This window comes from Streptomyces djakartensis (genome assembly GCF_014651075.1).
Taxonomy (GTDB): Bacteria; Actinomycetota; Actinomycetes; order Streptomycetales; family Streptomycetaceae; genus Streptomyces; species Streptomyces djakartensis.
On the sequence record NZ_BMWE01000010.1, the window covers coordinates 251480 to 275798 of the forward strand.

The 24319-nt window shown below is 71.5% G+C and carries 23 protein-coding genes and 1 pseudogene; 10 read left to right on the forward strand and 14 right to left on the reverse strand.

What is annotated here, in order from left to right; genetic code table 11:
• Window positions 1-130: 130 nt before the first annotated feature.
• The 6 genes from IE212_RS19430 to IE212_RS19455 form a co-directional block, all read right to left on the reverse strand.
• Complete coding sequence (locus tag IE212_RS19430) at window positions 131-877, reverse strand: LmeA family phospholipid-binding protein (RefSeq protein ID WP_190199138.1); 747 nt, start codon at window positions 875-877, stop codon at window positions 131-133.
• A 157-nt stretch (window positions 878-1034) separates the two neighbouring features.
• Window positions 1035-2288, reverse strand: coding sequence for an RNA polymerase sigma factor (locus IE212_RS19435; protein WP_190199139.1), 1254 nt, complete (start codon window positions 2286-2288; stop codon window positions 1035-1037).
• Window positions 2285-2647, reverse strand: coding sequence for a YciI family protein (locus IE212_RS19440; RefSeq protein ID WP_190199140.1), 363 nt, complete (start codon window positions 2645-2647; stop codon window positions 2285-2287). Before IE212_RS19440 ends, IE212_RS19435 begins: the two co-directional genes overlap by 4 nt.
• A 137-nt stretch (window positions 2648-2784) precedes the next feature.
• Complete coding sequence (locus IE212_RS19445; RefSeq protein ID WP_190199141.1) at window positions 2785-3870, reverse strand: hypothetical protein; 1086 nt, start codon at window positions 3868-3870, stop codon at window positions 2785-2787.
• Window positions 3871-3872: 2 nt separating this feature from the next.
• The gene (locus IE212_RS19450; protein WP_010036212.1) at window positions 3873-4127 is read right to left on the reverse strand and encodes a MoaD/ThiS family protein; all 255 of its coding nucleotides are present in this window, start codon (window positions 4125-4127) and stop codon (window positions 3873-3875) included.
• 37 nt (window positions 4128-4164) lie between these two features.
• On the reverse strand, window positions 4165-5061 hold the full coding sequence (locus IE212_RS19455) for an alpha/beta hydrolase (RefSeq protein ID WP_190199142.1): 897 nt from the start codon (window positions 5059-5061) through the stop codon (window positions 4165-4167).
• A gap of 173 nt (window positions 5062-5234) precedes the next feature.
• Between IE212_RS19455 and IE212_RS19460 the strand changes: the two genes are divergently transcribed.
• The 5 genes from IE212_RS19460 to IE212_RS19480 all read left to right on the forward strand — a co-directional run bounded on the left by IE212_RS19460 (window position 5235) and on the right by IE212_RS19480 (window position 10625).
• Entirely contained in the window at window positions 5235-6026 is a 792-nt protein-coding gene (locus IE212_RS19460) for a response regulator transcription factor (RefSeq protein ID WP_190199143.1), read from the forward strand.
• A gap of 137 nt (window positions 6027-6163) precedes the next feature.
• Window positions 6164-7186, forward strand: a complete 1023-nt coding sequence (locus IE212_RS19465; protein ID WP_190199144.1) for a LacI family DNA-binding transcriptional regulator — start codon at window positions 6164-6166, stop codon at window positions 7184-7186.
• A gap of 122 nt (window positions 7187-7308) precedes the next feature.
• Complete coding sequence (locus tag IE212_RS19470) at window positions 7309-8322, forward strand: S1C family serine protease (RefSeq protein WP_190199145.1); 1014 nt, start codon at window positions 7309-7311, stop codon at window positions 8320-8322.
• 114 nt (window positions 8323-8436) lie between these two features.
• On the forward strand, window positions 8437-9174 hold the full coding sequence (locus IE212_RS19475; protein WP_190199146.1) for a response regulator transcription factor: 738 nt from the start codon (window positions 8437-8439) through the stop codon (window positions 9172-9174).
• Window positions 9171-10625, forward strand: coding sequence for a sensor histidine kinase (locus IE212_RS19480; RefSeq protein ID WP_190199147.1), 1455 nt, complete (start codon window positions 9171-9173; stop codon window positions 10623-10625). Before IE212_RS19475 ends, IE212_RS19480 begins: the two co-directional genes overlap by 4 nt.
• A gap of 34 nt (window positions 10626-10659) precedes the next feature.
• On the opposite strand, the gene mshD is transcribed toward IE212_RS19480, so the two are convergent.
• A complete protein-coding gene (mshD, locus tag IE212_RS19485; RefSeq protein ID WP_190199148.1) occupies window positions 10660-11586 on the reverse strand; it encodes a mycothiol synthase in 927 nt (308 codons plus the stop codon).
• Between the two features lie 144 nt (window positions 11587-11730).
• Between mshD and IE212_RS19490 the strand changes: the two genes are divergently transcribed.
• The 3 genes from IE212_RS19490 (at window position 11731) to IE212_RS19500 (ending at window position 16044) form a co-directional block, all read left to right on the forward strand.
• Complete coding sequence (locus tag IE212_RS19490; protein WP_190199149.1) at window positions 11731-13554, forward strand: bifunctional metallophosphatase/5'-nucleotidase; 1824 nt, start codon at window positions 11731-11733, stop codon at window positions 13552-13554.
• Window positions 13555-13611: 57 nt separating this feature from the next.
• Window positions 13612-14850 (forward strand): LmeA family phospholipid-binding protein, encoded by a 1239-nt coding sequence (locus IE212_RS19495; protein ID WP_190199150.1) that lies wholly within the window; start codon window positions 13612-13614, stop codon window positions 14848-14850.
• Between the two features lie 168 nt (window positions 14851-15018).
• The gene (locus IE212_RS19500; RefSeq protein WP_190199151.1) at window positions 15019-16044 is read left to right on the forward strand and encodes a glycoside hydrolase family 5 protein; all 1026 of its coding nucleotides are present in this window, start codon (window positions 15019-15021) and stop codon (window positions 16042-16044) included.
• Between the two features lie 62 nt (window positions 16045-16106).
• On the opposite strand, the pseudogene IE212_RS19505 reads toward IE212_RS19500, so the two are convergent.
• A pseudogene (locus IE212_RS19505) lies at window positions 16107-17075 on the reverse strand (pectinesterase family protein); the annotation flags it as partial.
• A gap of 347 nt (window positions 17076-17422) precedes the next feature.
• On the opposite strand from IE212_RS19505, the gene IE212_RS19510 reads away from it, so the two are divergent.
• Together IE212_RS19510 and IE212_RS19515 are read left to right on the forward strand one after the other, a co-directional pair.
• On the forward strand, window positions 17423-17770 hold the full coding sequence (locus IE212_RS19510) for a Scr1 family TA system antitoxin-like transcriptional regulator (RefSeq protein WP_229864444.1): 348 nt from the start codon (window positions 17423-17425) through the stop codon (window positions 17768-17770).
• Window positions 17767-17964, forward strand: a complete 198-nt coding sequence (locus tag IE212_RS19515) for a DUF397 domain-containing protein (protein ID WP_190199153.1) — start codon at window positions 17767-17769, stop codon at window positions 17962-17964. Before IE212_RS19510 ends, IE212_RS19515 begins: the two co-directional genes overlap by 4 nt.
• Before the next feature lie 895 nt (window positions 17965-18859).
• Here the strand turns inward: IE212_RS19515 and IE212_RS19520 are convergent.
• From IE212_RS19520 to IE212_RS19545, 6 genes are all read right to left on the reverse strand, one after another.
• On the reverse strand, window positions 18860-19789 hold the full coding sequence (locus IE212_RS19520; RefSeq protein WP_190199154.1) for a LysR family transcriptional regulator: 930 nt from the start codon (window positions 19787-19789) through the stop codon (window positions 18860-18862).
• A 117-nt stretch (window positions 19790-19906) separates the two neighbouring features.
• Window positions 19907-20557 (reverse strand): ABC transporter, encoded by a 651-nt coding sequence (locus tag IE212_RS19525; RefSeq protein WP_229864446.1) that lies wholly within the window; start codon window positions 20555-20557, stop codon window positions 19907-19909.
• Window positions 20545-22062, reverse strand: a complete 1518-nt coding sequence (locus IE212_RS19530; RefSeq protein ID WP_190199155.1) for an ABC transporter permease — start codon at window positions 22060-22062, stop codon at window positions 20545-20547. The genes IE212_RS19525 and IE212_RS19530 overlap by 13 nt, the downstream gene beginning before the upstream one ends.
• Window positions 22059-22943, reverse strand: coding sequence for an ABC transporter ATP-binding protein (locus IE212_RS19535; RefSeq protein ID WP_190199156.1), 885 nt, complete (start codon window positions 22941-22943; stop codon window positions 22059-22061). The genes IE212_RS19530 and IE212_RS19535 overlap by 4 nt, the downstream gene beginning before the upstream one ends.
• On the reverse strand, window positions 22940-23776 hold the full coding sequence (locus IE212_RS19540) for a zf-HC2 domain-containing protein (RefSeq protein ID WP_190199157.1): 837 nt from the start codon (window positions 23774-23776) through the stop codon (window positions 22940-22942). Before IE212_RS19540 ends, IE212_RS19535 begins: the two co-directional genes overlap by 4 nt.
• Entirely contained in the window at window positions 23773-24315 is a 543-nt protein-coding gene (locus IE212_RS19545; RefSeq protein WP_114253888.1) for an RNA polymerase sigma factor, read from the reverse strand. The genes IE212_RS19540 and IE212_RS19545 overlap by 4 nt, the downstream gene beginning before the upstream one ends.
• Window positions 24316-24319: the final 4 nt, after the last annotated feature.

The following is a 24319-nucleotide window of genomic DNA, read 5'->3' on the forward strand; positions in this document are numbered from 1 at the left end:
ATATGGGATTCAGAGGGGTGGCGGAGCCTCAGGAAGAGAACCCTGACCCAACGTTTCGGCCGTCACAACTGAGGCCCGGACGCCACCGTCTCACCCACCGGACACTGCTGGTCCACCACCTCGCGCGTTCCTACCCGGCCAGGCGGACGTTGGAACCCTTCACCGCGATCTCGACACCGTCCGGTGCGGCCTGGACCCGGTCGAGCTGGATGCCGCCGGGAAGGCCGTCGATCTTCTGCTGGAAGTCGGTGATGGACCGGACCCGGTTCTCGGCGAGGTCCACCCCGGCGAACTTGGGCAGGCCGTCCGCCTTCACCCGTACCGTGTCGCCGTCGACGACGGTCACCGAGCCGAGCGCGGAGACGGGCTCCGGCAGCTTGGTGCCGAGGACGGTCGCCTCGACCGCGACCTTGATCTTGCCGTTGCCGCCGTCGGAGAGGCCGACGACGTTGGCGGTGACGCCCGGGGCGATCTGAGTGGGCTCCGACTTCGCCGTCTTCAGCAGCTCGTCGTAGGCGATGGTGGCCGTGCCGGTGGCGCTGGTGGCCGTCGCGGAGCTGTAGTCGCCGGAGAACTCGACGCCCTTCATGTCGGCGCGGAGGTCGTCGATACGGATCTTCCGGGCACCTTCGCCGCTGCCCGTGGCCGCCTCGTAGTTCCTGATGCCCACCTCGATGTCGTCGAGGGAACCGCCGACGACCTGGGTGAGGAACGGGAAGCCCTTGATGGACACGTCCGGGGTGGTGGCGAGGTTCTCGGTGGTCTTCAGGCGGTCCGCGGCCTCGTCCTCGGCGAAGTTGACGGCGAGGCGGTCGGCGATCACGAACAGTCCGCCCAGGATCACGACGAAGATCAGCAGTATTCGCAGTGCGCGCATGCGGTGTATCCCCCACCGGTCCGGAGTTTCGACGACCCGGTGGCCGTCCCTTGCGTGAGCGTAACTCCGTGAGGAGTGAGAGCCGGGGATTGTCGATCACCTGTGACAGGGCGAGTGCTCGACGCTGTCGCCGGGGCCGAGTGGGTCGCACCCAAGGTCATGCCGGGTTCTCAAGGCGTTGGGCGCGCTGCGTGAGGTGGCGGCGCTCGGGGCCGCTGGCGGAGCGGCCGGCGGCCTCCCGGTAGGCGCACGCGGCGGCTTGGTGCCGGCCGAGCATCTCCAGCAGGTGGGCACGGGTGGCGAGCAGCCGGTGGTGGCGCGCCAGGCGTTTGTCGCTCTCCAGCCGCGCCAGCAGGTCGAGGCCGGCGGCCGGGCCCTGGACCATGGCGACCGCGACGACGCGGTTGAGGCTCACCACCGGGTTCGGCCCGAACCGCTCCAGAAGGTCGTACAGGGCGAGGATCTGGGGCCAGTCGGTGGCGTCGGTGTGCTCGGCCTCGTCGTGCACGGCGGCTATGGCGGCTTGCAGCTGGTAGGGCCCTACCTGCCCGCGGGGCAGGGTGCGGCTGATCAGGTCCACGCCTTCCGCGATGAGCGCCCGGTCCCAGTCGGCACGGTCCTGTTCCGCCAGGGGCACCAGCTCGCCGTGGGGTCCGGTACGTGCCGGGCGGCGTGCCTCGGTCAGCAGCATCAGGGCGAGCAGCCCCGCGGTCTCGGGGTCCTCGGGCACGAGGCGGTGCAGCAGCCGGGTGAGCCGGATCGCCTCGGCGGACAGCTCCGGAGCGGTCAGGTCGGTGCCGCCGGTGGTGCTGTAACCCTCGTTGAAGGTGAGGTAGAGCACGTGGCGGACGGCGGCCAGCCGCTCGACACCGTCGGAGCCCTCCGGCAGGGACAGGGTGGTGCCGGCCGTCTTGATGGCCTGCTTGGCGCGGCTGATGCGCTGGGCCATCGTCGCCTCGGGAACCAGGAAGGCCGCGGCGATCTGCGCGGTGGTCAGTCCGCCGACCGCACGCAGGGTCAGCGCGATCTGGCTCGGTGCGGACAGTGAGGGATGACAGCACAGGAACAGCAGGGCCAGGGAGTCGTCCTGGTCCGAGGCGGGCACGGCGTCGGCGGAATGTGCCAGCAGCGCGGATTGCGGAGTGGCCAGCGCGAGAGCGTCCTCACGGCGGCGACGTGCCGCCTCGCTGCGCACCTGGTCGACCAGCTTGCGGGACGCGACGGTCACCAGCCAGCCGCGCGGACTGTCCGGCACCCCCTCCCCGGGCCACCGCAGGGCAGCGGCCAGCAGCGCCTCCTGGACGGCGTCCTCACACGCGTCGAAGGCGCCGTACCGGCGGACGAGCACGCCGAGGACCTGCGGCGCCAGCTCGCGCAGCAGGTCCTCGGCCCCGTGGTTCGGGGTGCTCACATGTCCGCCGCGGATTCGTGCAGCACCGGCCACAGCTCCACCGGCTCGACATCGGCGAACGGCATGTCCGCGGCGATCTGCTGCGCCCGCTCCAGGCTCTCGCAGTCCAGCAGGTAGAAGCTGGCGATGTACTCCTTGGTCTCGAGGTACGGCCCGTCGGTGACGGCCGGGGCCCCGTCCTCACGGCGCACCAGCTGGGCGGCGGCGGCATCCGCGAGGCCATAGGCGCCCACCAGCTCGCCGCTGTCCCGGTACTTCCTGTTGAACGCCTCCTGCTTGGCGATCGCCTCCGGCCACGCCTCGGCCGGGAAGGAGTCCCACTTGGCCTGGTTGCCGTAGATCATCGCGACGTACTTCATCTCGGGTGTCCTCCCCGTATCGCCCGCCCCCTCGGCGCGCTCTCACCCTTCAGTCGGAGCGGGAAGCAGGTCCTCGACATCCGGCGACAACTTTCTTCGACTTTTTTTCCGGGCCGCCGCGAGCAGCTGTTCCGGGCTTACACCAGCGCCCGCCCCAGGACGTAGACCACCGGAGCAGCCGCCGCCAGCGGCAGGGCCACGCCCGCGGTGAAGTGGACGAAGCGCGACGGATAGTCGTAGCTCGCGACCCGGTGCCCGATCAGGGCACACGCCGCGGCGCCCGCGCCGAGCAGGGCGCCCGACGTGCCCACGTCGGTCAGCGCACCGGCCGCGACGCCCGCACCGGCCCCCGCGAGCAGCGCCACCACCACCGACGCCGTCGTCGGCAGCGGCACGGCACGGGCCAGGATCGCGACCGCCACCCCGATCGCGCCCACGGTCACCGCGTCCGCCTCCGCCGCGAGGTACCCGCCCGCGACGATCGCCAGCGCCGACGCCGCGACCGTCGCCATCAGGCCGTACATCCGCTCGTCCGGGTCGGCGTGCGAGCGCAGCTGCAGCACCAGCGCCAGCAGCACCCACACCCCGAGCGTCCCCAGGATCGCGGACGTCGAGCGGTCCGACACCAGCAGTGCCACGTCCGCGACCAGCGCCCCCGCGAAGCCCAGCGCGATGCCCTGCCGCGCCGGCCACATCCCGTTCAGCCGGAACCAGCCCGCGGCGGTGACGGCCTGGAGCACCACGAGCGGCACCAGGAGCGCGTACGTCCCGACCGCCGCCGCGCCCGCCAGCAGCAGCCCCAGCAGGGCCGTCAGCGCGGCCGGCTGCAACCCGGGCTCGATGATCGGCGAACGCCCCTCCGCCCGCGCCCGCTGGGCCTCCGTGAGACGCGCGTTCCCGGCGAGAGTGGCGGGGCCGTACTCGGAAGAGGAAGCAGAGGCAGAAGCACCGGCGACCTCAGCAGCGGCGGGAGGCGGCACCTCGTACCCCTGCGGCGGCAGATACGCCGTCTCCTCCGCCGCCGGCACCTGCGCGTGCGTCTGCGTCTCCCAGGTCTGCCCCTGCCACTGCTGCGTGTACTGCTGGGCGGCGTACGGATCGTCGTACCCCTGATGCCCCTGCTGCCCCTGATACCCCTGCTGGTAGGGCCACGCCTGCGGCGTCTGTCGCTGCTGCCCGTACGGGTCGTAGCCCTCGTACGGCTGATCGGGCTGGTCGGTCATCGTCACCCTCCTGCGAACGGCGGGAGCACCTCGACCGTGCCGCCGTCGGCCAGCCGTACCGTCTCATGTCCGCGGGTGCCCACGGGGTCACCGTCCACGAGGAACGAGCATCGCCGCAGCACGCGCTCCAGCTCACCGGGGTGCCGCTCGCGCACCCCGTCGAGCGCCTCGGCGAGCGTGGCCGCCTCGTACGGCTCCTCGGCCACCCCGGCCGCGGCCTTGGCGGCGGCCCAGTAGCGCACCGTGACCTTTGGCATCTGCTTCCTCAATCGCTTGTCGGTGAACCCCGCAAGGCTAGCCCGCCCGGCCCACGACCCACTCCCCGATCCGGCCCAGCAGATCGTCGCTCGCCGCGTTCTCGGCATGCCCCATGCCCGGCTCTAGCCACAGTTCGCCCTGGTCACCCGCGGCCGCGGCCAGCATGCGCGGATGGTCGAGGGGAAAGTAGCCGTCGGCGTCGCCGTGCACGATCAGCAGCGGCGTCGGAGCGATCCTCGGCACCGCCTCCACCGGCGAGAGCGGCACCGGGTTCCAGTCCCGGTGGTGGATCCGGGTACGGAAGCCGTACCGGCCCACCACCCGCCCCTCGGGCCGCGTCACCAGCCAGTGCAGCCGCCGCATCGGGGCGGTCCCCCGGTAGTACCAGCGGGCGGGGGCACTCACGGACACCACCGCGTCCGTACCCTCGCCGCCCTCGCCGCCTTCGCCGCCCTCCCCGTCCGCCCCGCCCCGCTCGTACAAAGCGGCGTGCCGCAGCGCCACCGAGCCCCCCATGGAGAACCCCACCGTCGCCACCCGCGCGTGCCCCAGCTCCCGCGCCCACCGCACGGCCGCCGCCAGGTCGAGCACCTCGCGGTCCCCGACCGTGGACCGTCCGCCGGACGCCCCGTGCCCCCGGAAGGAGAAGGTGACGACGGCCCCGTACCGAGCGAAGGCCCGCGCCACCCGCCGCACGTGCGGCCGGTCCACCGCGCCGGTGAAGCCGTGGGCGACGACGAACACGGGATGATCGCCAGGTGTCCGGGAGGCGTCGTACACGGCCGCACCCGGGTCGTATACGGCGTCGATCGTCACGCCGTCGGAGGCACGCAGAAAAGTCCGCGAAGGCGTTCGCAAAGGCGTTCTGCCGGTCGTCTCAGAGTGCGGACGAACCGTGGATCGCGCCACATGACCTGCCGAACCAGAGCTCATGTGGGCTATTCTGCTGGGCAGAGGACTCGGGCAACGTAGCCCCCGGGTCCTTTTGTGCTTTCGGAAGCGTTGTATACGAAGCGGGAAACCGCAGGTGTACGGGGCCTTCGGGATCGCAGAGCCAGTGCTGTACCAACAAACGTCCTCGCAGGGACCGAGGAGGAACCAGACGTATGAGTTCTCTGCTGCTCCTGACCAACGCCCTCCAGCCGTCGACGGAGGTGCTCCCCGCCCTCGGACTGCTCCTGCACAACGTGCGAGTGGCCCCCGCGGAGGGCCCCGCGCTCGTCGACACCCCGGGCGCCGACGTCATCCTCGTCGACGGCCGGCGCGACCTGCCGCAGGTCCGCAGCCTGTGCCAGCTGCTGCGCTCCACCGGGCCCGGCTGTCCGCTCGTCCTGATCGTCACGGAAGGCGGTCTCGCCGCCGTCACCGCCGACTGGGGCATCGACGACGTCCTGCTCGACACCGCCGGCCCGGCGGAGGTCGAGGCGCGGCTGCGGCTGGCCATGGGACGGCAGCAGATCGTCAGCGACGACTCCCCGATGGAGATCCGCAACGGCGACCTGTCGGTCGACGAGGCGACGTACTCCGCGAAGCTCAAGGGCCGGGTCCTCGACCTGACCTTCAAGGAGTTCGAGCTGCTGAAGTACCTGGCGCAGCACCCCGGCCGCGTCTTCACGCGCGCCCAGCTGCTCCAGGAGGTCTGGGGCTACGACTACTTCGGCGGCACCCGCACGGTCGACGTGCACGTACGGCGCCTGCGCGCCAAGCTCGGACCCGAGCACGAATCGCTGATCGGCACCGTCCGGAACGTCGGTTATCGATTCGTTACGCCGGAGAAGCCGGAGAAGATGGAGCGCGCCGCCGAGGAGGCGAAGGCCAAGGCCGCCGCCACGGCGAAGCGGGACGACGCGGACGAGTCGGCCGCCCTGGACACCACGAAATCCGGCGCCAAGGCCTAGCCGAGACGTAAGCCAAGGCGTAAAGGGACGTGGAAATCCCGCCAGAGGGGTCGGACGACGATCGGAAACAGTCGGGTAATCCCAGGAACCTCCTTTACGCCCTGCCCAGGGCCGGTATATCCGCGTAGACTCCGCGCGTGGCCAAGGTGACTCGGGATGATGTGGCGCGGCTGGCAGGGACTTCCACTGCCGTGGTCAGCTATGTCATCAACAACGGACCCCGGCCGGTCGCCCCGGCCACGCGCGAGCGTGTCCTCGCCGCGATCAAGGAGCTGGGGTACCGGCCCGACCGGGTCGCCCAGGCGATGGCGTCCCGGCGCACGGATCTCATAGGTCTGATCATCCCGGACGCCCGCCAGCCCTTCTTCGGGGAGATGGCGCACGCGGTCGAGCAGGCAGCCTCCGAGCGCGGGAAGATGGTGCTCGTCGGCAACACGGACTACGTGGGCGAGCGAGAGGTCCACTATCTGCGTGCCTTCCTCGGCATGCGGGTCTCGGGCCTGATCCTCGTCAGCCACGCGCTCAACGACCTGGCCGCCGCCGAGATCGAGGCCTGGGACGCCCGGGTCGTGCTGCTGCACGAGCGGCCCGAGGCGATCGACGACGTCGCCGTGGTCACGGACGACCTGGGCGGCGCCCAGCTCGCCGTGCGGCACCTGCTGGAGCACGGCCACCCGTACGTGGCCTGCATGGGCGGCATCGCGGAGACCCCCGCGGTCGGCGACCCGGTCTCCGACCACGTCGAGGGCTGGCGGCGCGCGATGGACGAGGCCGGCATCTCCACGGAGGGCCGCCTCTTCGAGGCCCTCTACAACCGCTACGACGCCTACCAGGCCGCCCTGAAGATCCTCTCCGGCCCCGACCGCCCGCCGGCCATCTTCTGCTCCACCGACGACCAGGCCATCGGCCTGCTGCGGGCGGCGCGCGAACTGCGGATCGACGTCCCCGGCGAACTGGCGGTGGCCGGCTTCGACGACATCAAGGAGGCGGCGCTGACCGACCCGCCGCTGACGACGATCGCCTCCGACCGTCCGGCCATGGCCCGCGCGGCCGTGGACCTCGTCCTCGACGACGGGCTGCGGGTGGCGGGGGCGCGGCGGGAACGGCTGAAGGTGTTCCCGTCGCGACTGGTCGTCCGGCACTCCTGCGGCTGCGAGTAGCGCCTCCCGAAGCGCCCGTACGACGCCCGCTGAAGCGTCTTTATATCGGGCATACGAGGTTCTGTCGGGCTTCTCAGGATGCACTCAGGAAGCTCTCATGGTCGGGCGACAAGCTCTGACACATGACCGAGAGCTTCCACCGCAGTGGCGAGAACCAGAACCCTTACGAGGGTCAGCAGCAGGCCCCGGTGAACCCCGAGTGGCCGCCCCCGCCGGCGTACACCCCGGCACAGGCTCACAAGAAGCGCGGCCGTGGACCCATGGCCCTGATAGCCGCCGTGGCGATCGTCGCCGCGGCGATCGGCGGCGGCACCGCCTACGGCATCCAGGAGCTGACCGGCAACGACCCCGTCGCCTCCAGCTCCACCAGCACCAACGTGGTGCCCTCCAGCCAGAAGGGCAAGGTCGCCGGGGTCGCCAGGGCGGTCAGCCCGAGCATCGTCGAGATCAGCGCCGACTCGGGCGCCGGGTCGTCCACCGGCTCCGGCGTGATCATCACGGGCGACGGCGAGATCGTCACCAACAACCACGTCGTCTCCGGCGCCTCGCAGATCAAGGTGACGACCGACGACGGCAAGTCGTACTCCGCGAAGGTCGTCGGCACCGACAGCAAGAAGGACCTCGCGCTGATCAAGCTGCGGAACGCCTCCGGCCTGAAGGCGGCGACGCTCGGCGACTCCTCCGGCCTCCAGGTCGGTGACCAGGTCGTGGCGATCGGCTCACCCGAGGGGCTGTCCGGCACCGTCACCAGCGGCATCATCTCGGCCCTCGACCGTGATGTCACGGTCCCGACGGAGGAGGACCAGGGCCAGGGCCAGGGCCAGGACCAGTGGGGCCAGGGGCAGGGCGACCAGTGGCCGTTCGAGTTCGGCGGGCGGCAGTTCAACGGCGACACCGGCTCGGACACCACCACGTACAAGGCGCTCCAGACCGACGCGTCCCTCAACCCGGGCAACTCCGGCGGTGCGCTGATCGACATGAACGGCAACATCATCGGCATCAACTCCGCGATGTACTCGCCGACGGGCGCGGCCTCGTCCTCCTCCGACGCGGGCAGCGTCGGCCTGGGCTTCGCCATCCCGATCAACACCGTCAAGGCCGACCTCGCCAAGCTGCGGGCCGGTTCCACCGGCTGAGCGGGCCGCCGGTCGCAGCGGCGATCGGCTCCTCCCGGCCCGCCCCGCCGACATGCGACGCTGAGGGCGTCAGAACTCCAGGCCCGCCCCATCACACCCGAGGAACCCCGACCCATGAGCCCCGCAGACGGCGACCGTGACCCCCAGCGCATCCTGATCGTCGACGACGAGCCGGCGGTACGCGAAGCACTCCAGCGCAGCCTCGCCTTCGAGGGGTACGGGACGGAGGTCGCCGTCGACGGCGCGGACGCCCTGGACAAGGCCGCGGCGTACCGGCCCGACCTCGTCGTCCTCGACATCCAGATGCCCCGTATGGACGGCCTGACCGCCGCCCGCCGCATCCGCGCCACCGGCGACACGACGCCCATCCTGATGCTCACGGCCCGCGACACGGTCGGCGACCGGGTCACGGGCCTCGACGCGGGCGCCGACGACTACCTGGTCAAGCCCTTCGAACTCGACGAGCTCTTCGCCCGTATCCGCGCCCTGCTGCGCCGCAGTTCGTACGCGGCGGCCGTGGGCGCGGGCAGCCCGGCCGACGAGGACGCCCTCACCTTCGCCGACCTGCGCATGGACCTGGCGACGCGCGAGGTCACGCGGGGCGGCCGCCGGGTGGAGCTGACCCGCACGGAGTTCACACTTCTGGAGATGTTCATGGCACACCCGCGCCAGGTGCTCACGCGGGAGCAGATCCTCAAGTCGGTGTGGGGATTCGACTTCGAACCGTCGTCGAACTCCCTCGACGTGTACGTCATGTACCTGCGCCGCAAGACGGAGGCCGGCGGTGAGCCGCGCCTCGTCCACACGGTGCGGGGTGTCGGCTACGTGTTGCGGCAGGGCGGCGCGGAGTGAACAAGGTCGTCCGCCGCTTCCGTTCCCTGCCGATCCGCTCGCGCCTGGCGCTGCTGGTGGCGGCGGCGGTGGCGTTCGCGGTCGCGGCGGTGTCGGTGACGTGCTGGTTCATCGTGCAGGGGAAGCTGTACGACCAGGTGGACAACGACCTGGAGAGGATGCTCCAGAAGGAGGGCCAGAACATCGCCATTCAGGAGGCCGTGGACCACTGCACGCAAACTCCTCAGGGCGGCATCAGCTTCCGGAACAGCTCCTACTTCGAGGTCGTCAAGGCGGACGGGGAGATCTGCGTCCACTCCAGCTCCGTGGGCCTGGTCAAGGTCACCGGGGCCGACAGGGAAGTGATCGAGAACTCCCCCGTCGGTCGCGGCATCGTCCGCGACGGCACCGACGAGCACGGCAACGCCCTTCGCGTGGTGACCCTGCGCCTGGCCTCGGAGCAGCCCGACGCGCCCAACGCCGCGCTGATCCTCGCCGTGCCGCTGAAGAACACCAAGGCCACACTGAACGATCTCGCCCTGATCCTGCTGCTGGTCTCGGGCGTGGGGGTGCTGGGCGCCGGAGCCGCCGGACTGGCGGTCGCCCGGGCCGGTCTGCGCCCGATCGACAAACTCACCGAAGCCGTCGAACACGTGGCCCGCACGGAAGACCTGGGCGTCCGCATCCCGGTGGACGACGACAGCGAGGACGAGGTGGCCCGCCTCTCCCACTCCTTCAACTCCATGACCTCGGCCCTCGCCAGCTCCCGCGAACTCCAGCAACAGCTCATCGCGGACGCCGGCCACGAACTCCGTACGCCGCTCACCTCACTGCGCACCAACATCGAACTCCTCACCCGCAGCGAGGAAACCGGCCGACCCATCCCCGAGGGGGACCGCAAGGCGCTGCTCGCGTCGGTGAAGGCGCAGATGACGGAGCTGGCCGCGCTCATCGGCGACCTCCAGGAGCTGTCGCGTCCGGACATCGGCCAGCACTCGGGCCGGGCCCAGATCGTCGCCTGGCACGACACCGTCGAGTCGGCGCTGCGGCGGGCCCGGCTGCGCGGCCCGGAGCTGTCGATCACGGCGGACGTGCGGCCCTGGTTCGTCCGGGCGGAGCCCTCCGCGCTGGAGCGGGCGGTGGTGAACATCCTGGACAACGCGGTGAAGTTCAGTCCGGAGGGCGGCACGATCGAGGTGCGCCTGACCGAGGGCACCCTCACGGTCCGCGACCACGGCCCGGGCATCGCCGCCGAGGAACTCCCCCACGTCTTCGACCGCTTCTGGCGCTCCCCGAGCGCGCGGGCGTTGCCGGGCTCGGGACTCGGCCTGTCGATCGTGGCGCGCACGGTGCAGCAGGCCGGGGGTGAGGTGTCGCTGTCCCGCGCCGAGGGCGGGGGCACGGTGGCGACGGTACGGCTGCCGGGGGCGGCGGTACCGCCGCCCGACAGCCCCGCCCTCACCGGCGAATAGGACGGCATCCGCCACTACGCGGGGCCGGTCGCCGTCACGTCTCCGTCCGGTACATCAGATCCACCTCGTGGGTGACGAACCCCAGCCGCTCGTACACCGACACCGCCGCCTTGTTGTCGGCGTCGACGTACAGCATCGCCGTCGGCAGCCCCTGCCCCGCCAGGTGCCGCAGTCCGATCGTGGTGAGGGCCTTGCCGAGACCGCCGCCCTGGGCGCCGGGGCCGACGCCCAGGACGTAGACCTCGCCGAGGCCCTCCTGGGCGTGGACCTTCGTCCAGTGGAAGCCGACGAGTTCGTCACCGCGGAAGGCCAGGAAGAACCCCGCCGGGTCGAACCACGGCTCGGCCTTGCGGTCGTCGAGGTCGCGCTGGGTGAGGGAACCCTGCTCGGGGTGGTGGGCGAAGGCGGCCGCGTTCACGGCGAGCCAGGCCGCGTCGTCCTGCCCGGGGACGAAGGTGCGGACCGTGACACCCTCGGGGAGGACCGGCTCGGGCGCGTCGAAGCCGGTCAACGGGCGGCGCATCTGACGCAGTTCACGGAACAGGGTCAGCCCCAGGACCTGGGCGAGATGCCGGGCGGCGGAATGGCCGCCGTGCGCCCAGACCCGCAGCCGCTTGCCGGACGCGGCCAGCAGGGCCGAGCCGAGCGCCCGGCCGTGCCCGTGGCCGCGGTGCGCCGGGTGGACGACCAGCTCGGCCGCCGGCGGCTCCACCACGTCCGTGTCCTCCAACTGGGCGTAGCCGAGGAGTTCGCCGTCGACGGTGAGCAGCAGATGGGACACGCCCTCGCGTTCGCCGCCCCGCAGCTGCAACCGGCCCTGTTCGGACACCGCCTGCTGCCCGTCGGTGGCGGCGGCCTCGCCGAGGAGCCCGAGGACGGCCTCGGTCTGCTCCGCGGAGAGCGCGGCGTACGTGTCGATCGAGCGGCTGCGGCCGGGCCGTACGGTGTCGTCGCTGGTCATGCGTAAGAGGGTACGGGGCGCCACCGGCAAATCGGAGGCAAAGACGACACCAGGATGTAACCACGAAACACCTGTCGCGCTACGCGCGTTGACTCTAGGCTGCGCCGGACGACATCACTGTCCAGCAGACACCCAGGGGGGCGAATGCCAGCCACCACACCCGCAGCGGCACCGGCGCACCAGGAGCGCCGCAGACGTCGTAACACCCGCCTCGTCGCCCTCACCGCAGGGGTCGCCGCCGTCGGCGCGCTGGCCGCGGCGATGGTGCCCGGGTCGGCGTCGGCCGGTGAGAACCAGCCCGGCCAGTGGCCCGGCCGCTACCAGGACGTCCAACTGCTGTCCTTCAACGACCTGCACGGCAACCTGGAGCCGCCCACCGGCTCCTCCGGGCGGGTCACCGAACTCCAGCACGACGGCACGACGAAGACCATCGACGCGGGCGGCGCGGAGTACCTCGCCACGCATCTGCGTCAGGCCCGCGAGGGCGAGAAGTACTCCATCACCGCGGCCGGCGGCGACATGGTCGGCGCCTCCCCGCTGATCTCCGGCCTCTTCCACGACGAGCCGACCATCGAGGCGCTGAACAAGCTCGACCTCGACGTCACCTCCGTCGGCAACCACGAGTTCGACGAGGGCGCCAAGGAGCTGGCCCGCCTCCAGAACGGCGGCTGCCACCCCAAGGACGGCTGCTACACGGACGAGGAGTTCGAGGGCGCCGACTTCCCCTACCTGGCCGCCAACGTCCTCGACGAGAAGACGAAGAAGCCGATCCTCAAGCCCTACTGGGTGTGGAAGAAGAACGGCGTCAAGGTCGGCTTCATCGGCGTGACGCTGGAGGGCACCCCGGACATCGTCTCCGCCGACGGCGTCAAGGGCCTCTCCTTCAAGGACGAGGTCGAGACGATCAACAAGTACGCCAAGGTGCTGGAGCGGCAGGGCGTGAAGTCGATCGTCGCGCTCATCCACGAGGGCGGCTTCCCGGCGTCGACGTCGTACAACTACGACTGTGACGCCCCGGGCGCCGGCGACGGCGTCTCCGGCCCGATCGTCGACATCGCCAAGAACATCACGCCGCAGGTGGACGCGCTGGTCACCGGCCACACCCACAGCGCGTACGTGTGCACCATCCCCGACCCGGCGGGCAAGCCCCGCATGGTCACCTCGGCCGCGTCCTTCGGCCGCCTCTACACCGACACCACGCTCACGTACGACCGCCTGACCGGCGACATCGCCCGTACGGCCGTCAAGTCGGCGAACCACGTGGTCACCCGGGACGTCCCCAAGGCGCCCGACATGACCGAGCTGATCAGCAAGTGGAACACCCTGGCCGCGCCCATCGGCAACCGCGCGATCGGCCACATCTCCGGCGACATCGGCAACACCGGCACCGAGTCCCCGCTCGGCGACCTCATCGCCGACGCGCAGCTCGCCCACGGCAAGCAGCTCGACCCGGAGACCGACCTGGCGCTGATGAACCCCGGAGGCATCCGGGCCCCGCTGACGTACGCGGCCAAGGCCGGTGAGGGCGACGGTGTCGTGACGTACGCCGAGGGCTTCACGGTCCAGCCGTTCGCCAACACCGTGAACCTCCAGAACTTCACGGGCGCCCAGCTGATCCAGGTGCTGAAGGAGCAGGTGTCCGGCGCGAACGCGGCGGCGCCGAAGGTCCTCCAGGTCTCCTCCGGCCTGACCTACACGCTGGACCTCACCAAGTCCGGCGCGGACCGCGTGGTCACGGACAGCATCAGGCTCAACGGCACGGCCATCGACCCGGGGGCCACCTACCGCGTCGCGACGAACAGCTTCCTCGCGGGCGGCGGCGACGGCTTCCCCACGCTGGGCCAGGGCACCGACGACGTCGTGGGCGCCGATGACCTGACCGCGCTGGAGCAGTACCTGACGGCCAACTCGTCGGCCACGAACCCGATCGCGCCGCCGAAGGCGGACCGGATCACGATCGTGAAGTAAATCGCATAGCAGTGGTTCGAGTTGGGGCGTGGGCGGTGCGCATGGTCGGATGGATCGATGCGTACCCCCCACCGCATAGACACGCACCACCAGCCTGACGACCGCTCCGAGGGGCCCCGCAGCCCCTACGACGAACTCGGCGCCCTCGACGACGGCCCACTGGAGGAGACCCCTCTGGAGGAGTTCCTCGGCGAGGACGCCGAGCAGCGGGACGCGCGGGAACCCCAGTGGTCGCCGCCCGACCACCGCCGAGGCGGCCGGCGCAAGAAGAACCGTTTCGCCGGGCTGCCTCTCGCCGTGAAGGCCGTGGTCGCCCTCCTCGTGCTCGCCGCCTTCCTCGCCCTCGGCGACCGCTGGGCCGTGCTGTACGCCGAACACCGCGCCGCGGACACCCTCAAGGACCGCCTCGACCTGGCGGCGGCACCCGAGGTGGAGATCGGCGGCTTCCCCTTCCTCACCCAGCTCGCCAAGAAGCGGCTGGACTCGGTGAAGCTGACCGTCCCCGACGTCGCCGCCGACCGGGTGTCCCTCGCCAAGGTGTCGGCCACCGCCCATGACATCCGGCTGAACGCCGACGGCCTGACGTCCGTGCGCGGCGCCGACATCCCCCGCTTCGACGGGGACGTCCTGCTCTCCTTCGAGGACCTCAACCGCGAACTCGGCGCCTCCCAGGTGAAGTTCACCGGCGAGCGCCACGACCGGGTCCGGGCCGACGGCACCCTGCCGGTCGCCGGGCACGACCTGCGGCTGCGCGCCGAGGCCCGGATCCAGCGGCAGGGCGAGCGGGGCATCGCCACCGAGATCGGCGGCATGCGGCTCGACATCGGCGACCTCGCCACCTACCGGCCCGGCACCCGCGCCTCCGAGGGCCTGCACCTGACGCCCAAGGCCAGCGCCGACCTCGCCCGCGAGACGCGGAAGGCCAGGGCACTGCTGTCCGTACCGGCCATCGTGCAGCGGATGGGAGTGCCCGAGACAACGGTCAGCGAGGCCCTCGCCGACGACGGCAAACTCACCGAACTGACCGGCTCCCCGCGCTTCGCCCGCCAGGCCGAACGCCTCAACCTCATCGACCTGGCCCTGAGCAACCCCGACGTGATGCGCCGCCTGGGTCTCGACCCGGACCTCCTCGACGAGCTGTCCCGCCTGACCCGCCCGGTCCTCGCCGACCGGCTGGCGCTGGCCTTCGAACTGCCGAAGCCGGAGCAGGGCGACGTGCGGCTGCAGGACGTACGGGTGGAGGAGGACGGCATCCGGGTCCGGGTGTCGGGCTCGGGGCTGTCGGTGGGCGGCTGAGCCCTGGGACTGGGCTCTGGGCCTGGGACTGGGCTCTGGGCCTGGGACGTGAATGAAACTTGGTGTGCAGATGTGTTGACCTCTGTTCGAGTCCCCTTCTAGTTTCGTGCCCCACTGAGCGTTCCATCTCCGGGCCGCTCACCTTCGCACTGCTCAGAAGGGGATGTCGTGTCACAAAAGAACCACCGTGGGACAGCTTGCGTGGGGGCGCTGCTGGCCTGCGTCACGGCATTCGGCGGAGCGCTCGCCTCCCCCGCGGCCGCCTCCGACACCGCCACACCACCGCCCGTCAGTGACTTCAAGGGCGTCAACTGGGCCGACCCGCGCGACAACTACGCCCACGACGCGGTCGTGCCCTCGGGCCTGTCCACCTCCGACAGCTACGCCACCACCTACGCCAAGTCCAAGGCGATCATCAGCGGCTTCGGCAAGCTCGGCGCCAACACCGTCCGCCTCCCGGTCAACCCGACCTCCGTGAACGGCCCGTTCTGGAAGTCGTACCGGGGCGCGATCGACGCCGCCACCGCCAAGGGCTTCAAGGTCATCCTGGGCTACTGGGAGGCCGACAACGCCAAGGACGGCAAGATCGACGACCAGGCCGCCTGGGACCAGATGTGGGCGCGGCTCACCTCCGCCTACGCCGGCAACTCCAAGGTGTACTTCGAGCCGATGAACGAACCCTTCGGCTACACCGCGCAGGAGTGGACCGACGTCGCCGCCCGCTGGGTCACCAAGCACCGCTTCATACCCCGCGACCGGGTCCTGATCGGCGGCTACAAGTACAGCGAGGACGTCAAGCCCGTCTGCGCCGACCCGCGCCTCAAGGGCACCCGCCTCGCCCTGCACAACTACGGCTTCTGGCACACCGACTGGACCAGCGTCGACCAGTGGAAGGCCGACTTCAAGCAGCGCATCGGCGACTGCGCCTCGCGCACCGTCCTCGACGAGTTCGGCGCCTCGATGACCACCGGCCTGGACTACAACGGCCCCGTCAACGGCTCCAACGAGGTCGCCTACATCCAGGCCGCCACCGACACCATCCGTGAGCTGGGCCTGGGCTCCGTCTACTGGCCCGGCCTGCGCAACGGCGACACCTACTCCCTCACCACGCTCCAGGGCACGGGCACCAACCTGAGCCTGACGGTGAACAACCAGAGCGGCCTCGACCGGCTGCACTACGCCTGGAACCAGTAACGACAGCGTTGGTGACCCTTCCGGGTTCGGCGCCGACGTCAGCCGAACCCGGAAGGGAGCCGTCAGGACGCCGAAGGCGTCCAACCCTCGAGCCAGTCCCCGACCTCCTGGTTCGCGGCCTGCGCGTCGCTCAGCTGGGGTCGGTCACTGCTCGCCGGGCCCGCACCGGCGCCGTAGTTGCCGTACTCGGCGAACCGGTCGTCCTTCCAGGAGAAGCCGCTCATGTCGGTCCACGGCGTGGACTTGATCGCGGAGCTGAGGTTGGTGTTGCGGACGGTGGTCTGCGGATCGAGGGACGCGTCCCCGCCCGCGTGCCAGGGCCGGCCGAGGTAGAAGCTCCCGGCCGACACGTCGCCGTTCACCGTGGAGTTGGCGATCAGGATGCCCTTGCGGTTCGCCGCGGTGCTCGGTGCGGTGACGTACCCGGCCGAGGTGCCGTTCCAGCGCTTCTTCAGCGTGATGACGGACTTGTCGACGACGGCCGTGGCCCGGCCGAAGATGAAGTCGACGTTGCCGATCACGTAGGAGTTGCCGACGTAGACCCGGCCGAGCCGGCCCTTCCCGGCGGTGTCGAGCAGCAGCGTGTCCTGGTCCCCACTGACGATGATCCCGTCCAGGAACACCCTGTCGGCCGCGGTCCGGAGCGCCACGGCCTGCTGGTCCTTGATGCCCTGGTTGGCCTTCTCGTCGAAGTCGTTGGAGATGGTCAGGTTCCGCGCCTGGAAGTCATCGGCCTCGACGGCGACGGTCGCGCTTCCGCTGGTGCCGTACGTACCACCGCCCGGCTTCGGCGTACCGGACGCGTTGTTGTAGACGATCGTCGTGTCCTTACGACTCCCGCCCGTGCCCTGGATGGTGACGTGCGGCTTGCTGGACGGCACCTTGACGAGTTCCCGGTACGTCCCCGGCTTCACGGCGATCACGACCCGCGACGCATTGTTCGCCGGTACGGCGTTCACGGCGGCCTGCACGGTGCGGTACTGACCGCTGCCGTCCTGGGCGACGGTGAGGGTGGTCGCCGCGGCCGCGACCCAGGCCGGAGCGGCGGCCTGTGCGGCCGAGGCCTGTCCGAGCATCCCGAGGTCGGTGGAGCCGTAGGCGAGGGTGCCGGCGGCCGTCAGGGCCAGCGGGACCCCGACCACCAGAGCCGTGCGGCCTCTTCGATGCCGGGGCTTGCTGCGCAGCTCACTCATGCGGCGAATCCGTTCCGTGTGGGGGGATGATCCGACGGTTGGTCGCCGCCCCGCGCGGAAAGGTTGCCGCCCTCCCACACGCGATCCACAGCACGTCCCCCAGCGACTCGACCGCCCTGGTGAGCGCGAAACGACAGCGACCAAACGAACGGTGATGGAGGTCCTGGACAGCTACTACGAGTCCGGTGACCTGTTGGTTCGCCTGTGGCGGGACGCGCGCAAGGAGGTCGTCAAAGACAAGTACGCAGTTGTCACGCTTGCTGGACGCTGCCGAACTGCCTTCCGTCGCACCACAGGTACTGCCCTACACAGCGGGTGTGCACGACCTCATGAACAGCCACCTCACACTGTTGTGGCAACGAGTCGGTGATCCTGTTGCCTATGTGGAGGGCAACAGCTTCGGCGAGTTGATCGACGATCCGGACAAGGTCTTGTCATTCCGCTGGTCCTACGATCTCGTCAGGGACGCGGCGCTGACTCCGGAGGAGTCGACAGCGTTCATCGAGCGCCTCTTGGAGGAGTGCAGATCATGATCCGAAGCCTCGACCTCAGCACCGCCGTATGGCGCAAGTCGTCCTACAGCGATGGGGGTGGCACGAACTGCGTCGAGGTCGCCGACAACTGCCCTGGCCTGGTCCCCGTCCGCGACAGCAAGCTGCAGCACGGCCCCGTGCTCGTGTTCCGGTCGGGCCCGTGGGCGTCGTTCCTCATGCACGTCACGAAGTAACTGTCGGGGCCACTCGCTTCTTTGCCAGTGTCGTGCTTCCACGGCCTGCCTCAAGGGCGCTTCGCGTCGCCTTCGGCGATGGCCCTGCGGGCCACCCTTGACCCAGTCCGCTCCAGCACGGGAGAGAAGCGAGCGAGCGGCCCGGGGAGGAACGGGTGGCCAAGGCACGTCGCCCCCCTCGGTCGGCTGCGTAGCCGCTCGGCGAGGAGGGGCGCGACCGCGCCTCGCCAGCACGCCGGGTGCGCTCAGCGGCGCACCGTGAGTGGGGGGTTCGGCCCACCGTGTTCGGACGGTGGGTGCGTCGGCTCGGCACGGCCGAGGCCCTTTCGGGGGTCTGGAGTAGCAAGTGGAGCGTTTGTGCCAAGGACTGGTGCAAAACCGCAGGTCGGGGAGAAGCCCCGTGACCCAGATGCTCCAATCCCCCACTTCATGCCACTTCCCGACCCATCAGCACCCCACATCACCAACGAACCTCGCGAAGCCCCCCCCACCGCCCCACCGACAGCAGCCAAGCCCACCCACCGATAGCCGCTGATCCCACCCCGAAGCGCCACACCACCCACCCACGGATGGCCGCTGAGCCCACCCGGCGTGCTGGCGAGGTGCGACCGCGCCCCCAATCGCCGGGCGGCCACGCAGCCGACCTAAGGGGGCAGGAACCTGGGACCCCGCTTTCCCCGGGCCGCCCGCTCGCTTCTCTCGCGTGCTGGAGCGGACTGGGTCAAGGGTGGCCCGCAGGGCCATCGCCGAAGGCGACGCGGAACGCAGCGCAGCGGAGTGCAGCGCCCTTGAGGCAGGCCGTGGAAGCACGACACTGGCAAAGAAGCGGGCGGCCCCGACAGTTCCTCTCGGCTCACCTCGCCCCACCCGACCCCTCACCTCGCCCCACCCGACCTCACCCCGCCCAACTCGGCTTCCACACCTCCCCCTCCGCCAACCGTGGCCGCGTAGCCACCATGTGGTCGCGCAGTGCCGCCAGGCCGGGATGCGGATTGTCCGTTCGCCAGAGCAGTGAGTGCGGGTAGACCGGGGTCGGGTCGATCACGGGGACGAGGCGCAGGTCGTGGTCGGCAGGCCAGACCAGGGGAGTGCGTTCACTCAGGAAGGTCGCGAGGGTGGGGGAGTCCGCGATGGTGTCCAGGAGGGCTTCGATGCCGAAGTTCGGGCCGATGGTGTCGATGGTCGGGCCGAAGGCCGTGGCGAGGTCGTCGTAGTAGACGGACCACTCCGTCCCCGGCGTGTTGCCCGGCATCCAGATCCGTTGCCCGGCCAGCTGCGCCGGAGTGATCCAAGGGGCGCGGGCGAACTCGTGGTCGGGTCCGACGCAGAGCCGGAGTGGTTCGTCCAGCACCGGGACGGCCGAGACGTCGTCGGGCAGCCGGTGCCCCGGCATGGTCACCGCGCGGAAGGTGGCGTCGACCGCCCCGTCCCGCACAGCCGTCACGGCCGCGTCCGCGCCGAACAGCGCGATGACGTCCAGCGCGATCTCCGGATGCGCGCGGTGGAAGTCCCGTACCAGGCCGGCCGTGGCGGCCCTGCGTCCCACGACGTCCACGCGCAGCGCACGGTCCCCGGGGCGTACGGCCGCCACCGCCCGCTCCTCCGCCTGGAGCAGGGCCCGGGCGTGGGGCAGGAGCGCCTGTCCGTCGATGGTGAGCTCCGCTCCACGCGGCGTACGGACCAGAAGCCGCACTCCGAGGTCCTTCTCCAGCGCGGCGATCCGCTTGGACACGGCCTGCTGGGTGAGGGAGAGATCGACTGCGGCCTTCTGGAACTGCCCGGCATCGGCGATCGCCACGAATGCCTTCACCGCTTTGAGGTCCACGGCGGCACTCTAGTGATCCAACCGGTGCTTGCCCCCGGACCACCCCCACGCCCGACCCCACACCCGACCTCACGCCCGACCCCACACCCGACCTCACGCCCGACCCCACACCCGGCCTCACGCCCGACCCCACACCCGCCCCCACACCCGCCTCCGCACCGGCTCCACCGCCCCCAGCACTCCCACGACCACGCCCGCCACCAGCACCACCGCCCACCGGTCGTGCGCCGCCGCCCACCGCTCGTCCTCCACCGGCACGAACAGCGCCCACTTCCCGGGCCAGAACAACAAGGCCAGGAGAGAAGCAGTCAGCAGACCCGCCGCCACCCGCGGCCCGGGCCGGGGCTCCTCGCTGAAGCGCACCGCGGCCACCGCACCGGCCACGGCGAGCACGAACGCCGCCCCGGCTTCCAGGGTCAGGTCGGCGGCCGGCGGCCGTATGCCCGGCGGCACGAGCAGCAGGGCCACCGTCCACCAGGCCGCCACGGCCGGGACGACGAGGGCCACCCGCAGCACGGTGCGGACCGGGCGCGGGGTCGGCACGGTCGACGTGGTGTGCCGGGCCGGGTCGTCGAGGAGGAACACCAGGCCCATCGCGAAGGCCAGAATCGCCGCGCGCAGCAGGGGCAGGGCGAGCCACTCCCCAGCCTCGCCGGCTGTCCGGGACATCGCGGCGATCAGCAGCCCCGCCGCACCGGCGGCCCCGACCACACCCCACGGCAGGGTCCGGCTGACGGCTACGACCAACTCGCTCCTCAGTCCAGGCACTTGTCGTCCCCCTTGGGTGCCTTGACGCCCAGCAGCTCCGCCGCCCGGGCGGCCGTCACCTTCGGTGCGGTCAGCTCGTCCCAGTGGGCCTTGACGCGCGCGGTGACCTCGCCACGGGGCCGGTCCAGCAGTTCGCGCAGCACCTCCGTCTGGGCGTCCGTCATGTAGAGACCGTCCGTCGGCTGGAGCACGAGGGCCGAGCCGGTCACGCTGTCGTCGAGGCGGACCCGGCGCAGTGCCGCCAGCGGGTCGGACTCCCAGCCCACGGTCAGCCACATGACGGTGACCATGCGCCCGTCGCACATCGACGTGGACGCCTTCTCGCTCCCCGCGACCAGCACTCCGGCGACGGCGGCGGAGAACTCGGGGACGCGGTTGCCACCCCACCGGGTGCCCACGGTCACCTCGTGCGGACGCTCCAGCGGCGCCAGCGCACCGTCGCCGCTGAGGCCGTAGCGGGCCTCGATCCGCTGGCGTACGGCGACGTCCCGTTCGTGCGCGCCGCCTCCGGCCAGGGACCGGACGCGGTCCACCACCCGGGCCCAGTCGTCGACCCGTGGTCCCCACTCGGGGAAGGCGCAGTACGTCGATCCGTCCCGCCGGACGCAGGACTGCGCCTGCTCCGGGTTCACCGTGGCCCGTTCGCGGGCCCGGACCAGTTCGGGTGAGTCGCCGCGCGTCTGGGCCACGCCTCCCGCCAGGGTCATCGCCACCGCCCCGGCGAGGCCCGCCGACACCAGCGGCTTACGGCCTCCGGCGACCAGCACCGCGACCAGGCCCACGCACAGCGCCAGCCCGGCCAGGTACAGGGCGTGCCAGGCGGCGGGCCGGCCCATCAGGTCGGACGGCAGTGTGTTGCTGCTCGCCTCGGTGACGATCGGCAGCAGCCAGCGGTTCGCGGCGTCGCTCGTGCCCCAGAAGAAGAGGAACAGGAAGAGGGAGAACACGACCAGCAGCGGTGCGGCGAGGGCGGACCTCACCAGCCCTGCGATGAGCAGCCCGGCCAGGCCGAGCAACAGCACGGTCAGCGGCCCGACGAGCAGCTCGCCCACCGACCCCTGCCCGATCGCGCCGGGCCTGAGCGCCTCCCGGCCGAACTGCGCGGCCACGCACACGGCGACCAGCAGGGCCACGGCCAGGGCCGACAGGGCGTGGGCGACCGTGCGCCGCCACGGCTGGAGCACCAGCACCGCGAAGTGCCGCTCCGTCCCGTGGCGGCGCGAGCGCAGCGCGGCGTGGTTGACGCACAGCAGCACGGCGAGGCCGACCAGCGTCGGCGCGCCCTGGGTGGCGCGGTCGGCGTCCTGGAGGGCCGGAAAGTCGCCCCAGGCCTTGCCGTCGCGCCACACGGTCCAGCCGACGTAGACGAGAAAGGCGATGATCACGGGCAGCCTGGTCAGCAGCCGACGCGTCTCGAGCAGGGCCAGGGCGAGCACGGCGGCCCACGCCCCGCCCGGCTCGGTCCGGGCGGAAGGCTGGACCGGCTTCTCCACCACGGCGGTCACGCGGACACCCCCTCTCCGGCAATCGCTCCGGCACCCGTTCCGGCTCCGTCGAGGGTGAGCAGGTAGCCGTCCTCCAGGGTGGGTTCGAGCAGTTCGGCGCCGTCCGGGGGGTCACCGACGTTGCGGAAGGATCCGGTCCCCGTGCGCCATCCCGCCCTGGCGCCCGGGTCGCGTTCCGTGCTGCTCCACACCCTCCCGGCGGCCCGGGCCGTCAGCTCGGCCGGGGTTCCCTCGAAGCGGACCCGGCCGCCGGCCATGACCAGCACCCGGTGGCAGAGCATCGCCACGTCCTCGGTCTGGTGGGTGGACAGCAGCACCGTACGCCCCTCCCCGGCTCCGGCGATCAACTCGCGGAAGCGCATGCGCTGTTCGGGGTCCAGCCCGACGGTCGGCTCGTCGAGCACCAGGAAGCCGGGGTCGCCGACGAGGGCGGCTCCCAGCGCGACACGCTGCCGCATCCCGCCGGACAGCTTGCGGATCCGCTTCCCCCGCACCTCGGCCAGTCCCACCTCGTCGAGCACCCGCCGCACCTCCCGGTGCCGGGCGGCCCGGCCGGTCATCTCCTTCAGGATCGCCACGTAGTCGACGAACTCGAAGGCCGTGAAGTCCGGGTGGAACCCCGGTGTCTGCGGCAGATAGCCCAGGCGGCGGCGTACCTCCTGCCTGCCCCTCGCGGTGCCCGGGTCGTGTCCGAGGACGGTGAAGGAGCCCCGGTCGGCGGGCAGGGCCGTGGCGAGGACCCGCAGCAGGGTGGTCTTGCCCGCGCCGTTGGGCCCGAGCAGCCCGGTGACGCCGGTGGTCAGCCGCAGCGACACGTCGTCGAGGGCACGGGTGCCGCCGTAGCGGAGGCCGATCCCGGAGGCGGACACGGTCGTGGTCATACGGCACGTCCCTGGAAGAGGTCGAAGCGGTCACGAAGGAGGAAGAGCAGCCCGGCGGCGAGCGCGGCGACCGCCGCCGCCACGCCCTGCCCGGCCACGGTGAACGGCGCGAGCGGCGCCCCGGCCCCGGCCCGCAGCGCGTCGGCCGCAACCAGCAGGCCGATCCACGCCCCGCCCACCAGCGACGGTGCGAGCACCGGTCCCAGCCGGGGCGTCAGCGCCAGCCCGGTCGCGGTCAGTGCGAGCGCGGGCAGCAGCCAGGCCAGGGCCCGCAGCCCGTACCCGGGCAGCGCCAGCGTCGCCAGCCCGTTCAGCCCCAGCGCCACGCCCAGTACCGCCACCGTCCGGATCATCAGCAGCCGGAAGCCGTGCATCGGCGCCACGACGGCCATCTCGTACGTCGGATCCAGCGCCGGCCCGTACGACAGCGCCACCCCGGCCAGCGGCAGCAGCGGGGCGAGGGCGAGGAACAGCGTCGGGAAGTCCCCGCCCCGCACGGCATGCGCCGCTCCGACGCTCAGCAGCAGCACGGCGGCGACGGCCCCCAGCCAGGAGCGCCGCAGCACGGGCGTCGCGGCCAGCAGCCGCGCGGTGTGCCCGGCCACGCCGAGTCGCACCAGCAGCGACTCCAGCACCCCCGTCCGGGGCGCGTCGAGCTCGGCGTCGAGCCGCTCCCATCCGGTGTCGAGCACGGCGGGATCACCGACCTCGGCGAGCACACCCCGGCACCGGGCGCACGACGTCAGGTGGGAGTCGGCCGACCACAGCGCGGGCGCGGCCAACTCCCCCCGCGCGTAAGCGCGCAGATCTTCTTCAGGCACGTGCCAACTCATGCCAACGCCTCCCGCAACTGCTTCCGGGCCCGCATCGCCCGCGTCTTGACCGTCCCCGGCGGAATGCCGAGGAGTACGGCCGCCTCCCGGGTCGTCAGCCCGTCGATCACGGTCGCCTGCAGCACCGCCCGCAGCTCCGGTGACAGCCGCACCAGGGCGCCGGCGAGGTCCCCGTGCTCCACCCCCGCGAGCACGCGTTCCTCCGCCGACGCCTCGTCCCGGTGCCGCAGCCGTGCCAGCGCCTGCCGCAGCCGTCCCCGCGCCCCGTCACCGCGCAGCGCGTCCACCAGCCGCCGTGACCCGATGCGCCACAGCCATCCGGCGACATCGCCCTCCTCGCGGTAGCGGGCCTTGCCGCGCCACACGGCGAGGAACGTCTCCTGCACGACGTCGTCGACGACGCCCAGGTCGGCGCACCGGCCCCGCAGCCGGGCCCGGAGCCACGGCGCGTAGCGCCGGTACAGCTCCTCGAAGGCGCGCCGGTCGGCGTCCGCGGCCACGGCCCGCAGCAGCTCCCCGTCGCTTCTCGTTTCGCTCACGTCT